Raw genomic sequence first — 12,619 nt, forward strand, 5'->3', positions numbered from 1 at the left:
CATGACTGTGATCGTGCGTGATTTCCGCCCGTCCGACGCGCAGGCCTGGACCCGGGCCCGCCGGGCCTCGGTCCCCTGGATGGTGGCCACCCCCGAGCAGGTCGTCCACGACCTGACGCACGCCCATCCGGACAAGCACTACCGGCTGCTGGTCGCCGAGGAGGACGGCGAGATCATCGCCACGGCCCAGGCGGGCATCGCCCACGAGAGCCCCGAGCCGGGGCAGGGCTACTTCACCCCGCAGACGCTCCCCGGCCGCACGAACCGCGGCGCGGGGTCGCTGCTGCTGCGCACGGCGGAGGAGCACCTGGCCGGGGTCGGGGCCACGGCGCTCTACGCGTGGGTGCTGGACAACCCGGAGAGCCTGGAGTTCGCACGTAAGCGGGGCTACGAGCCCAAGCGCTCGGCCCACTTCCAGCGACTGGACCTGGCGGGCGGCACCCTGCCGCCGCGTCGGGAGCTGCCGCCGGGTGTCGAGCTGCGGACCGGGGCGGACTTCGCCGACGATCCCCGGGCGCTGTTCGAGGCGGACTCCGAGGTGACGGCGGACGAGCCCGGCGACATCGCCTGCGAGCTGGACGACTACGAGGACTGGCTGACGAACGTCTGGCGGCACCCGGCCTTCGACCAGGGGCTCACGTCGGTGGCGCTGGTGGACGGGAAGGTGGCGGCGTTCAGCGCGGCCACCACCGACGGCGAACGGACGTATCTGAGCTCCATGACCGGCACCCGGCGGGAGTTCCGGGGGCGGGGCCTGGCGAAGCTGGCGAAGAACGACTCGCTGCACCGGGCGCGGGCGGCCGGCTACACGGACGCCTACACCTCCAACGACGCCGGCAACGGCCCGATGCTGGCCGTCAACCAGTGGTTCGGCTACCAGGTCTGCGCGACGGAGGTCCGCCATGTCCGCACCCTCTGAGCCCCGCGCGGGCGGCCCGGAGGAGCTGGTCGTCGCCCTGGCCAAGGCGGGCCGCACCAAGATCCGCTATCCGGCGGAGCTGGTCCGGGACGACGGCGTCCGCCTCACCGTGCGGGCGCCGTGGGCCGCGCCCGGGGTGCGGGACTTCGGCTTCGTCCGGTTCGAGCCGGGCGACGTGTTCACCGAGCACTACTGGCGGGACCGGTGGTTCGCGGTGAAGGAGGTCCGCACCGGCGACGGCGGGCTCAAGGGCTGGTACTGCGACATCACCCGGCCCGCCGTGCTCGCGGACGGGGTGCTGGCGGTCGAGGACCTGGACCTGGACCTGTGGGTCTCGGCCGACGGCGCGACCGTGCTGCGGCTGGACGAGGACGAGTTCGAGGCGAGCGGCCTGGCGGAGCGTGACCAGGCGGCGGCCGGTGCGGCGGCCTCGGCCCTGGACGAGCTGGAACGCCTGGCGAGGTCCGAGGGGCTGGCCCCCCTCCTGATCTGACCGGACCTGCCCCGCCCCGAGCCCGGCCCAGGCCGACGGAACGCCGCCGGGGGGCAGGGGCGGGGCGGGTCTCCGTACGGGTCCGCGGCCGCCCGGCCAGGTCAGGCGCGGTGCGAGAGCTCCCCGTGCGGCACCCGGCTCAGGGACGCGGCCGGGAGGCGGCGACCAGCTCCACCTCGTACCCCGCGGGGTCCTCCAGATAGGCGGCGTGGTGCCCGTCGCCGCCCGCGTACGGATGGCGGTCGGGGAACAGCAGGCGCCAGCCGTACGCCGGGGCCTCGGCCGTCAGGGCGTCCAGGGCGGCCCGGTCCGCGACGTGGAACGCCAGGTGGTTGAGCCCGGCGCGGCACCGGTCGTGGGCACCCGCGACCAGGTCCGGGGACTGCTCCAGCACGACATACGCGTCGCCGCGCCGCCAGCTGCGGCCGTGGGCCCAGTGCTGGTACGGGACATGGCCGAGGCGGCCCAGCAGCCAGCCCCAACTGCGCTCCGCCGCCGCCAGGTCCGCCACCCACAGCTCGATGTGGTGCACCCGGCCGGTCGTCTCCCCGGCCGCGGGCAGCGGGACCGCCCGGCCGACGCCGCCCGGGACGTACGCGATCGGCTCCCCGTCCCGGTGCCAGTGGATCATGAAGTGGCCGCCCGCCCGATAGCCGTCCAGGCCCGCGCGGCAGTACGCCACCATGTCGTCCGGCAGCGCGGCCAGCGGGAACCAGTCCAGCTCCGAGCACTTCTCCGGCTCGGCGTTGCGCGGCGGGCGCTCCGGGTCGTACTCCGCGACGAAGAACCAGCCCATGCGCGCCCCGCCCCCGGGACCCCGGTGCTGCATCACGAGGGCCACCCGCAGCTCGTCGGGGTCCAGATCGAGGCCGATCTCCTCGGCGGCCTCCCTCACCATCGCCTCGCGGACGTCCTCGCCGTCCTCCGCGTGGCCGGAGGGCATGTGGAGCAGTCCGTCCGCATAGCCGGTGTTGGAGCGGCGCGCCAGCAGGACGTCCGGGCCCCGGCGCAGGATCAGATGGACGTCGACGACCTCGGTGTGCCGGTGGGGCGGCATCGCGCGGGCGATGAGCGCGTAGCGTTCGTCGTCGACCTTCCTGCCCCAGAGCCGGCTGTCGGGGGCCAGGTCCTCGTGGTGGACGCGCTCGGTGTGGGCGGAGAGCAGGGCGGTGAGCGTGGTGGCGGACAGACCGGTGCCGCCCCACACCCCTTCGACCAGGACGAGCCGCCCGCCCGGCTTCAGCAGGCCGAACCAGTGCTCCAGGGCTGCCGCCGGGTCGGGCAGCAGCCAGACGACGTGCCGGGCCACGACCACGTCGAACGCCCGCTCCCCGACCGGGGGCCGGGCGGCGTCACCGACGAGGACCTCGGCACCGGTCCCGGCGAGCTTGGCCCGGGCCAGATCGGCCATGCGGGGCGAGCGGTCGACGGCGGTGACGCGGTGGCCCTGGCCCGCGGCGAGCAGGGAGAGGCTTCCGGTGCCGCATCCCAGGTCCAGCACATCGCCGCGGGTGGCGGGCAGCCAGCTCTCCAGCCGCCCGGCCCAGGCGTCGCGCACCGCGGGGTCGAGGAGCCCGTGGTCGGGCTCCTCGTCGAAGGATCCGGCCGCCGCGTCCCAGTCGATCGTGGTCATGGCTCCGATGCTCTCAGCCGCCGCTGACGGTGCGGGACTCCTCTGCCGTTTTCCGCCCACCGCGCAGCCGTACGATCAGCCGGCCGATCAGCGGCCAGGCCACGATCAGCACCACGATCGCGTAGACGGTGACGGAGAAGGGGGTGTTGACCAGGCCGGTCACGCTGCCGTCGCTGATCTGGAGCGCGCGGCGCAGCTGCTGTTCGGCGGCCGGGCCGAGGATCACCCCGATGACGGCGGGCAGCACCGGCAGCCCGTACCGTCGCATCCCGAATCCGATCAGACCGATGACCAGGAGGATCACCAGGTCGAGGGATTCGCCGCCGACCGCGTACGCGCCGACGGCGGCGAAGAAGAGGATGCCCGCGTAGAGGTAGGGGCGCGGGATCCGCAGGAGCTTCGCCCAGACGGGCGCGAGCGGCAGGTTGAGGGCGAGCAGCAGCACCATGCCGACGAACAGCGAGGCGATGAGGCCCCAGACCAGCTCCGGTTCACGCTCGAACAGCAGCGGCCCCGGCTGGATTCCGTACTGCTGGAAGGCGGCCAGCATCACGGCTGCGACGGCGGTGGTGGGCAGTCCGAGGGTGAGCATCGAGACGAGGGTCCCGGCGGCTGAGGCGGAGGCGGCGGCCTCGGGTCCGGCGACGCCTTCGATGGCGCCCTTGCCGAACTGGTCGCGGTGCTTGGAGAGCCGCTTCTCGGTGACGTAGCTCAGGAAGGTGGGGATCTCCGCGCCGCCCGCCGGGATCGCCCCGAACGGGAAGCCGATGACGGGCCCGCGCAGCCAGGGTTTCCAGGTGCGCTTCAGATCGGCCCGGCCGAGCCAGGGCCGGCCGACGGGGATCGGCTTCCCGGTGGAGCGGCGCAGGTGGGCGGCGACCCAGAGGGCCTCGCCGATGGCGAAGAGCCCGACCGCGACGATCACCACGTCGACGCCGTCGGCCAGGTGGAGGGAGCCGAAGGTCAGGCGCTGCTGGCCGGTCATCTGGTCGAGGCCGACCAAACCGATGGTGAGGCCGACGAGGAGGGAGGCGATGCCGCGGATGCGGGAGGCGCCGAGGACGGAGGTGACGGCGATGAAGGCCAGCACCATGATGGCGAAGTAGTCGGGTGCGCCGATGCCGATGGCGAGGGACGCCACGGTCGGGGCGAGGACGACCAGCAGGATCGTGCCGATCATGCCGCCCGCGAAGTGACCGATCGCGGCGGCGGCGAGCGCCTGGGCGCCGCGCCCGCCCTTCGCCATCGGGTTGCCCTCGATCGCGGCGACCACGGCGGCACTCTCACCGGGGGTGTTGAGGAGGATCGAGGTGGTGGACCCGCCGAACATCGCCCCGTAGTAGATGCCCGCGAACATGATGAACGCGCCGGTCGGGTCGAGACCGTACGTCACCGGGAGCAGCAGCGCCACGGCCATCGCCGGGCCGATGCCGGGGAGCACGCCGATCGCCGTGCCGAGCAGGACGCCTGTCGCGGCCCACAGCAGGTTCATCGGAGTGAGCGCGGTAGCGAAGCCGTCGATGAGGGAGTTGAGGGAATCCATCGGTCAGAGCACCCCCATCAGCGGGCCGCCCGGAAGGGGGACACCGAGCAGGTTGTCGAAGACGAAGTAGGTGAAGAGGGAGAGCCCGGCCGCGATGAGCGGATCGCGGTCGTGGTGGCGGCTGCCGAGGGCGTAGGCCGCCCCCCAGAAGAGCAGCGCCCCGGCGATCGGGAAGCCGAGCGGGCCGATCAGGACCGCGGCGGCGAGGAAGACTCCGGTGAGCAGGAGGACGGTGCGCCGGTCGGCGGGTTCGTCGAGGTCGACGTCCTCGCCGCCCTCGGCCTCGCCGCGTCCGCCGCGCAGGACGTCGAGGGCGAGCAGGGCCCCGACCAGCAGGAGCCCTGCGCCGACGACGAAGGGGACGGTGCGGGGGCCGATGGGACCGCGCTGGGCGATGTCGACGCTCATGGTGAGGGCGTCGGTGAGCACGAGCGCGCCGAGCGCGAACAGCAGGACGCAGACGCCGAGTTCGGAGTGTTCGCGCAGCCAGGCGCGGGCACCGCCGCCGCTCGCCGCTGCGGGTCCGATGGGTTCGACGGGTCCGGTGGGTTCGGTGGGTCGGGTGGTCACAGTCCCAGCTCCTTGAGGACGGTGGCGACGCGCCGGTCCTGCTCGTCGAGGAAGTCGCCGAAGGGTTCACCGGCGAGGAAGGCGTCGTCCCAGCCGTTCGTCTTCATCGACTCCTTCCACTCCTTCGAGGCGTGGAGCTCGCGGACGAGACCGGTGAGCTTGTCGCGTTCGGTGTCCGAGAGGCCGGGCGGGGCGACGATGCCGCGCCAGTTGGTGAACTCGGTGTCGAGTCCGGCTTCGCGCAGGGTGGGGGCGTCGAGGCCCGGCACCCGCTTCGGGCCGGTCACGGCGAGCAGCCGCAGCTCGCCCGCCTCGATCTGGTCGCGGTACTCGCCGAGGCCGGAGACCCCGAAGCCGACCTTGTCACCGAGGATGGAGGCGAGGAGTTCGCCGCCGCCGTCGAACGGCACGTAGTTGACCGTCTTCGGCGCGATTCCCGCGGCCTGCGCCATGAGCATCGGTGCGAGGTGGTCCGGGCCGCCGGGCGAGGAGCCGCCGCCGACCGGGACACTGGCCGGGTCCTTCTTCCAGGCGGCGAGGAGGTCGGCCATGGTGCGGTACGGGGAGTTCTTCGCGACGACGACGATGTCCGGCTCCTCGGTGAGCCGGGCGATCGGGGTGGTGTCGGCGAGGGTGCTCGGGGACTTGTTGGTGTGGACGGCACCGACGACGCCGAGGCCCATGGAGAGCGCGAGCTTGCCGTTGCCGTGTTCGCCGACGAGCCGGGTCAGGCCGACCGTTCCGCCGGCGCCCGGCAGGTTGAACACCTCGATGTTGTGGGTGAGTCCGGCGTCCTCGGCGTTCTTGGCCATGGTGCGGGCGGTGATGTCGTAACCGCCGCCGGGGGTGTTGGGGACCATGAAGCGGAGCCCGGGGATCTGGGTGCCGGTCTCGGAGCCGTCGTCCGTGGAGAGCAGGGGTGGCCCCACCACCACGAGCAGTGCGGCCCCGAACAGAGCGAGGAGAGTGCGCAGTCGCACAGGTTCCGCCTTTCGCTGTGAAGTGGCCCACATGTTGCCTGCGCGTTAAGAAGCTGTCTCTCTTCCGGTATCAACGGACGTTGTGGTCATTGAGGTCGCGGCCTAGCGTGGCGGCGTGACAACTGTGCTGGTGGTGGACGACGACTTCATGGTCGCGAAGCTGCACGGCCGCTATGTGTCCGCGATGGACGGTTTCACGGTGGTCGGGGTGGCGCACAACGGCGCCGATGCCCTGCGGGCCGCCGAGCGGCTGCACCCCGATCTGGTGCTGCTCGACATCTACCTGCCCGACATGGACGGGATCGACGTCCTGCGGGCCCTGCGCACGGCGGAGGAGCGGGACGCCTCGCGCCCCAGCACGGACGCCCTGTTCATCACGGCGGCCCGGGACGCGGGGGTGATCCGGGCGGCGCTGCGGGCCGGGGCGCTGCACTACCTCATCAAGCCGTTCAACCGCTCCGCCCTCCAGGAGCAGTTGCGCCATGTCGCCTCGCTGCGGACCCGCCTGGACGAGCTGGGAGAGGCCCGCCAGGAGGACGTCGACCAGATCTTCGGCACCCGCCCACCCGGCTCCCGCGAGCTGCCGAAGGGCCTGGCCGCCCCCACGGCCGACCTGGTGGAACGCACCCTGCGCGACCACCCCGGGGGCCTGTCGGCAACGGAGTGCGCCGAGGCGGGAGCCCTGTCCCGGGTGAGCGCGCGCCGCTACCTGGAGTGGTTCGCCGGAACGGGCCGCGCGGAGGTGACGCTGCGCTACGGGGGGACGGGGCGGCCGGAGCGGCGCTACCGCTGGAGGGCGTGAGGGGTCGCGGGGCGCCGCTGACGGGGCACCCGCCCGAGGCGCCCCGGGGCGGGGCCCGGCCGTGTTCCTGAGCCCTCCCCTAACCGCTCCTTAACGGGACCATAAGGATCGCCCCCACCCCCTCCCAGCAGGGGTTTTCGCCCTTCCGAGCGGCTAGCTTGCTGATCGCCACCCCCCGACAGCAGTGCCGTACCGAAGGAGATCCATCCATGACAGCTCGTCGCAAGGCAGCCGGCGTCCTCGCCCTCGGATTCGCACCGCTCGCGCTGGCCGGGCTGGCCGCCGCGCCCGCCGTCGCGCACGGTTCGCTGACCGACCCGGTGAGCCGGGTGTCGGCGTGCTTCGCGGAGGGGCCGGAGAGTCCGAAGTCGGCGGCGTGCCAGGCGGCGGTCGCGGCGGGGGGTACGCAGGCGCTGTACGACTGGAACGGGGTCAACATCGCCAACGCGGCGGGCAAGCACCGCGATCTGATCCCGGACGGCAAGCTCTGCAGCGCGGCCAACGACAAGTTCAAGGGCCTCGACCTCCCGCGCGCCGACTGGCCGGCCACCGCGTTGTCGGCGGGCAAGCACACCTTCCGGTTCCGTGCGACGGCCCCGCACAAGGGGTCGTTCGAGCTGTACCTGACCAAGCCCGGTTATGACGCCACGAAGCCGCTGGCCTGGTCGGACCTGGAGGCGAAGCCCTTCGCCGAGGTCACCGACCCGGTGCTGGAGAACGGTTCGTACGTCTTCGACGGGACGATCCCCGAGCGCTCCGGGCGGCAGCTGATCTACACGATCTGGCAGCGTTCCGACTCCCCCGAGGCGTTCTACGCCTGCTCCGACGTGACGTTCGGCGGCGGGTCGGCGGACGGCGGACCGGCGGAGCAGGAAGAGGGTGAGCAGGGGTCCGGTGGTGACGCCGGCGCCGGGGCTCCGGCACCGGCTCCCTCCGCGCCGTCCGAGGAGGCGATCACCGACGGCGCCGAGAAGTCCTCCGTCGAGCACAACGGCCACGGTGACGACGACGCGGACACCGGGGCGAAGGTCACCGCCGCCGCTCCGGCCGCCCCGGAGACGAAGGCCGAGGGCAATGCCCCCGAGGTCAACACCGCGAGCAAGGACGAGGTGCTGGCCGAGACCGGTGGCTCCAGCAGCAGCACCTACCTGGCGATCGGGGGCGCCGGAGTGCTCGCCGCCGGTGCGGCCGTGCTGTTCGCCTCGCAGCGCCGGCGGGCCGCCGCCGCGACGGGGCGCCACAGCCGCTGACCGCAGCGCCCCCTCCGTACCCCTGCCGCGTCCCTCCGGGACGTCGGGCGCGGCAGGCCATGACGGGCCGGGGTCCGCCGTCCGTACCCTCGGACGGCGGACCCCGGCCCGTTGTCGTGCGGTGGGTCAGCCGACGACCGAGGCGCAGGTGGTCGGGGTGGCGCGTGCCGGGTCGAGGGCGTTGGCCACCTCGTGGAAGGCGATGCGGTCGACGGTCCCGACCGCGACGTGCTCGGAGAGGTCGAGCGGGCACAGGTCCTGGAGCAGCACGTTGCGTACGTTCGGCCCGTCCAGGTACTGCGTGCGGTACGGGGTCACGACCTGGTCGTACATGGTCGCGATGACGGTGTAGCGGACGCCGGGAACGGTGTCGCCGCCCGCCGTGAGCTTGGTGATGAAGGGCGACCCCGCGACCTGGTCGGCGAGTCCGGGGGTCTTGTCGCTGATGAACCTCTCCACGCCGGGGAAGTACGGCAGCAGCTTGGTGAGGCCGAGCAGACTGGTGCCGTGATTGCTCGGGGCGATGCCGACGAGGGCGTTGACCTCGGCGGCGCCGCCGAGGAACTTCAGGTAGTAGTTGGGCATCATGCCGCCCTGGGAGTGGCCGACGATGTCGGCCTTCGGGGCTCCGGTGGCGGCGAGCACCTCGTCGACGAAGACGTCGAGCTGTTCGGCGGACCTGTCGACAGGTCCGAGGCCGTGGAAGAACGGCACGCCCGGCAGCTGGCCGTAGTCGAGGGAGAAGACGCAGTATCCCCGGTTGACCAGGTAGGGGGCCAGGCCCAGCCAGTTGTCGATCGAGTTCCCGAACGTTCCGTGGACCAGGACGACGGGACGGGGATGAGCGGCGGAAGGCTTGCAGGAGTAGTCGTTCCACCCTCGCGTCGTGGCCGCTTCGGCGGCCGGTGCCGCGCTCGCGGCCGTCGTGGGGGCGACGAGAACGGTGAGGGCGAGGAGCAGGGCGGCGAGCAGACTGCGCGTGCGGGGGACGCGCGCAGCACGGATCCAGGGCAGCATCGTGTGGTCTCCTTGCGGCTCAAGGGAGGTGCGATGGCGGTGCGCCCTGTGGCCCGGACCACAAGCTGTGTGTGCTCATGCCAAATTACGCACGAGTAAGTCGGCCAGGGAAGTTACGCGTCGGTAAAAACTGGTGCGGCCCCGGGCGGGATCACGTACCGCGGTCGGCCGCGGCCAGGGCCCCGGCGGTGGCCCCGACCGGCGTACACCCCAACTCCCGGTGCCGGAGAGACAATTCCCGATGTCCGCTCGGCTCGACATCTAGGCATGACGCGTTCATGACGACATGCTGCTCCTGCTTCCTCGCACCACCCGGCGAGGAGCACCTCAGGAGCAACTCCATTCACCCCCACGGAGGTCGTCCATGCGTCGTCGCTTCACGGTTCCGCTCGCCGCCGTCGCCCTGTCGCTCCCCCTCGCCCTGGGCTCCGCCGTCTCCGCGTCGGCCGCCCCCGCCGACAAGCCCCAGGTGCTCAGCTCCTGGACCCAGACGAGCGCCTCCAGCCACAACGCCTGGAGCGCGGCCCGCAACAACCAGGGCGCCTGGGCCGCGTACGGCTTCGACTGGTCGACGGACTACTGCAGCAGTTCCCCCGACAACCCCTTCGGCTTCCCGTTCCAGAAGTCCTGCGCCCGCCACGACTTCGGGTACCGGAACTACAAGGCCGCGGGCACGTTCTCCGCCCACAAGGCCCGGATCGACTCCGCCTTCTACGAGGACCTCAAGCGCGTGTGCGCCGGCTACTCGGGCGCCACGAAGACCTCGTGCAACAGCACGGCCTGGACCTACTACCAGGCCGTGAAGGTCTTCGGCGTCTCCCCGGCGGACGCGGGCGCCCGCAATCTGCCCCGGGCCGCCTGAGCCCCACCGCGTCAGCGCATAGGGGAAGGGCCCCCGGCGAACCGGGGGCCCTTCCTCGCTGCCGTCGTACGGTGGTGCGTCAGCCGATCTCGGCACCGTAGGCGGCCAGCGCCTCCGGTACCGGCTGGAAGAAGGTCGTACCGCCCGCGGAGCAGTCGCCGCTGCCGCCCGAGGTCAGACCGAGCGCGGTGTCGCCCGCGAAGAGGGCGCCGCCGGAGTCGCCCGGCTCGGCGCAGACCGTCGTCTCGATGAGGCCGTTGACGATGTCGCCGTTGCCGTAGTTGACCGTGGCGTCCAGCCCGGTGACCTCGCCGTCGTGCACCTGGGTGGTGGAGCCGCTGCGGGTGACCGCCTGGCCGACCGTCGCGTCACCGGCCTGGGTGATCGCCTGGGTGGAGCCGTCGTAGAGGTTCACCTCGCTCGGGTGCTCGATGTCCGAGGTGTACTTGACCAGGCCGTAGTCGTTCTCCGGGAAGCTGGAGCCCTCGTTCGCCCCGATCTCCGCGCCGCCCTGGGAGTCCGACCAGCTGGTGACCGACTCGGTGCAGTGGCCGGCGGTCAGGAAGTACGGTTCGCCGTCCTTGACCACGTTGAAGCCGAGCGAGCAGCGGGAGCCGGAGCCCCAGATCGCGTCGCCGCCCGCGATCAGCGGCTGGAACTCACCCTTGGTCTTGGTGAGTTCGGCCTTGCCGCCGAGGCCGTCGACCACGGCCGAGAGCTTCTTCCAGGCCGCGCCGTCGACCGTGCTGTCGGCGGTGACCCGCACCTTGTTCGTCACCGGGTCGACCGCCCAGGAGGTACCCGGGATCGTCGCCCTGTCGGTGAGGGTCTGGCGGGCGGACTTCAGCTCGGCGAGGGAGTTCTCCACGATTCTGGCCTTGGCGCCCGCCTGGCGGACCTGCTCGGCGTCGGCCTCGTCGACGACGTTCACGACGAGGGCCTTCGCCGTGGTGTCGTAGTACGAGCCCGCCGCGTCCGCACCCAGATCACGGCCCAGGGTGTCGGCCAGCTTTCCGGCCGCGCCCGCGCTGAGGGTCTTGGCCGCGAACTGCGGCACATCGTCACTGGCGTTCGCGGACTGGAACGTGAATCCCGCTGCGACCAGGGCGACGACGGCCGAGCCGGCGAGCGTCGCGCGCTTCCTGGATATGCGTCGATGCTTCAACTTCGACCTCCTGTGGGGCCGTGCACGGAGCATGTGGGGTGCCCGTACACGGAGGATGGGGCGCCCACTATTCCGAGGCCGGGAAACGCACACAAGGCCGACTTCCGGACGTGCACACGACACCGACGCTTCGCCCTCGGGTCGTTCACTTACCCACGGTCATGCCTTGTCGGTTCCCTTCGCAAACACCCGGTGCAACCGTCGGCGGCCCCAGGGTGAGGACTAGTCCTGTCCGATATTCGCCCCTGCGGTCCGGATGATGGTGCGGTCCGTCCGGATGGCGGCGGGAATCGTCCGCCGACGGCCTCCCAGGACCTTCACAGTTCCCCGTGGACGAACGGTCCCCGTAACGCCCCTGATGGGTCATCATCGAAACGGCGGCAGGCACCGGAGCACATCGGGTCCGGGCCCGCCGGGTGACCGGGTGACCGAGCGAGGGAGGCACGGGTGCGCAATCGGGTGCTCGCGGCGGACGGGCGGCATCTGATGGTCGAGCGGATGGGCGACCCACGGGGAAGACCGGTCTTCCTCCTCCACGGCACCCCGGGCAGCAGGCTCGGCCCCGCTCCCCGCGGCATGGTCCTCTACCAGCGCCATACGCAGCTGATCGCCTACGACCGCCCGGGCTACGGCGGCAGCGACCGGCACGAGGGCCGGCGGATCAGCGACGTCGTCGAGGACGTCCGCGCCATCGCCGACGCCCTGGGGCTCGACCGCTTCGCCGTGGTGGGCCGCTCCGGCGGGGCACCGCACGCCCTGGCCTGCGCGGCCCTGATGCCGGAACGGGTCACCCGGACCGCGGCCCTGGTCAGTCTCGCGCCCCGGGACGCGGCCGGTCTCGACTGGTTCGACGGGATGACCGCCTCCAATGTGCTGGCGTACTCCACGGCGGCCGACGACCCGGAGTCCCTGGCGCGCTCCTTCATCGTCCGCTCGGCGCAGATCCGGCGGGACCCGGTCCGGCTGCTGGACGATCTGCGCCGGGAGCTCACCGACTCCGACCGGCTGGTCGTCAACGACGCGGGCATCCGGTCCATGCTGCTGCGCAACTTCAGCGAGGGGCTGCGGCATTCGGCGTACGGCTGGATCGACGACGCCATCGCGTTCTGCCGCCCCTGGGGGTTCGATCCGGCCCGGATCACCGGCGAGGTGCTGCTCTGGCACGGGGTGCAGGACGTCTTCGCCCCGGTCGGCCACTCCCGCTGGCTGGCCGGTCAGATCCCGGGCGCCACCGCCGTACTGGAGCCGAGGGCGGCCCACTTCGACGCGTTCCCCATGCTCCCCCGCGTCCTCGACTGGCTGCTGGACGAGCGGGAGCACTGCGGCGGGAACTGACCCCGGCCGCCGCGCCGCCGGGAGGACGCGCCTCCCGGCGGCCGTGCGGA

12 protein-coding genes are annotated in these 12,619 nt (G+C 72.3%); 6 read left to right on the top strand and 6 right to left on the bottom strand.

Annotation, left to right across the window (positions count from 1 at the left end; genetic code table 11):
• Position 1 precedes the first annotated feature (1 nt).
• Together RNL97_RS06170 and RNL97_RS06175 are read left to right on the top strand one after the other, a co-directional pair.
• The gene (locus RNL97_RS06170; RefSeq protein ID WP_243313621.1) at positions 2–919 is read left to right on the top strand and encodes a GNAT family N-acetyltransferase; all 918 of its coding nucleotides are present in this window, start codon (positions 2–4) and stop codon (positions 917–919) included.
• Positions 903–1,412 carry a ribonuclease FAU-1 family protein gene (locus RNL97_RS06175; protein ID WP_030590249.1) on the top strand — a complete coding sequence of 170 codons (510 nt, stop codon included), beginning with the start codon at positions 903–905 and terminating at the stop codon, positions 1,410–1,412. Before RNL97_RS06170 ends, RNL97_RS06175 begins: the two co-directional genes overlap by 17 nt.
• Positions 1,413–1,551: 139 nt before the next feature.
• Here the strand turns inward: RNL97_RS06175 and RNL97_RS06180 are convergent, their stop codons facing one another.
• From RNL97_RS06180 to RNL97_RS06195, 4 genes are read right to left on the bottom strand one after another with little or no spacing between them, the layout of a single operon-like run.
• Entirely contained in the window at positions 1,552–3,045 is a 1,494-nt protein-coding gene (locus tag RNL97_RS06180; protein WP_078652141.1) for a trifunctional class I SAM-dependent methyltransferase/NUDIX hydrolase/VOC family protein, read from the bottom strand.
• A 13-nt stretch (positions 3,046–3,058) separates the two neighbouring features.
• The gene (locus RNL97_RS06185; RefSeq protein WP_030590257.1) at positions 3,059–4,588 is read right to left on the bottom strand and encodes a tripartite tricarboxylate transporter permease; all 1,530 of its coding nucleotides are present in this window, start codon (positions 4,586–4,588) and stop codon (positions 3,059–3,061) included.
• Between the two features lie 3 nt (positions 4,589–4,591).
• Positions 4,592–5,158: a tripartite tricarboxylate transporter TctB family protein gene (locus tag RNL97_RS06190; protein WP_030590259.1), complete on the bottom strand. Its 567-nt coding sequence runs from the start codon at positions 5,156–5,158 to the stop codon at positions 4,592–4,594.
• Positions 5,155–6,138: a Bug family tripartite tricarboxylate transporter substrate binding protein gene (locus tag RNL97_RS06195; RefSeq protein WP_030590261.1), complete on the bottom strand. Its 984-nt coding sequence runs from the start codon at positions 6,136–6,138 to the stop codon at positions 5,155–5,157. Before RNL97_RS06195 ends, RNL97_RS06190 begins: the two co-directional genes overlap by 4 nt.
• 148 nt (positions 6,139–6,286) lie before the next feature.
• Here RNL97_RS06195 and RNL97_RS06200 point away from each other — a divergent pair, with 148 nt between their 5' ends.
• Positions 6,287–6,940 (top strand): response regulator, encoded by a 654-nt coding sequence (locus RNL97_RS06200; RefSeq protein ID WP_234313486.1) that lies wholly within the window; start codon positions 6,287–6,289, stop codon positions 6,938–6,940.
• Positions 6,941–7,149: 209 nt separating this feature from the next.
• Entirely contained in the window at positions 7,150–8,190 is a 1,041-nt protein-coding gene (locus tag RNL97_RS06205; RefSeq protein ID WP_313750458.1) for a lytic polysaccharide monooxygenase auxiliary activity family 9 protein, read from the top strand.
• A 126-nt stretch (positions 8,191–8,316) separates the two neighbouring features.
• Here RNL97_RS06205 and RNL97_RS06210 read toward each other — a convergent pair whose 3' ends face one another.
• Complete coding sequence (locus RNL97_RS06210; RefSeq protein ID WP_313750459.1) at positions 8,317–9,207, bottom strand: esterase/lipase family protein; 891 nt, start codon at positions 9,205–9,207, stop codon at positions 8,317–8,319.
• A gap of 364 nt (positions 9,208–9,571) precedes the next feature.
• Between RNL97_RS06210 and RNL97_RS06215 the strand changes: the two genes are divergently transcribed.
• Positions 9,572–10,069 (top strand): phospholipase, encoded by a 498-nt coding sequence (locus RNL97_RS06215; RefSeq protein ID WP_030590274.1) that lies wholly within the window; start codon positions 9,572–9,574, stop codon positions 10,067–10,069.
• A gap of 79 nt (positions 10,070–10,148) precedes the next feature.
• Here RNL97_RS06215 and RNL97_RS06220 read toward each other — a convergent pair whose 3' ends face one another.
• A complete protein-coding gene (locus RNL97_RS06220; protein WP_030590277.1) occupies positions 10,149–11,234 on the bottom strand; it encodes a S1 family peptidase in 1,086 nt (361 codons plus the stop codon).
• 447 nt (positions 11,235–11,681) lie between these two features.
• On the opposite strand from RNL97_RS06220, the gene RNL97_RS06225 reads away from it, so the two are divergent.
• Positions 11,682–12,569 carry an alpha/beta fold hydrolase gene (locus RNL97_RS06225; RefSeq protein ID WP_030590280.1) on the top strand — a complete coding sequence of 296 codons (888 nt, stop codon included), beginning with the start codon at positions 11,682–11,684 and terminating at the stop codon, positions 12,567–12,569.
• The last annotated feature ends 50 nt before the right edge of the window (positions 12,570–12,619 follow it).

This window comes from Streptomyces parvus (genome assembly GCF_032121415.1).
In the GTDB taxonomy this organism is placed as follows: Bacteria; Actinomycetota; Actinomycetes; order Streptomycetales; family Streptomycetaceae; genus Streptomyces; species Streptomyces globisporus_A.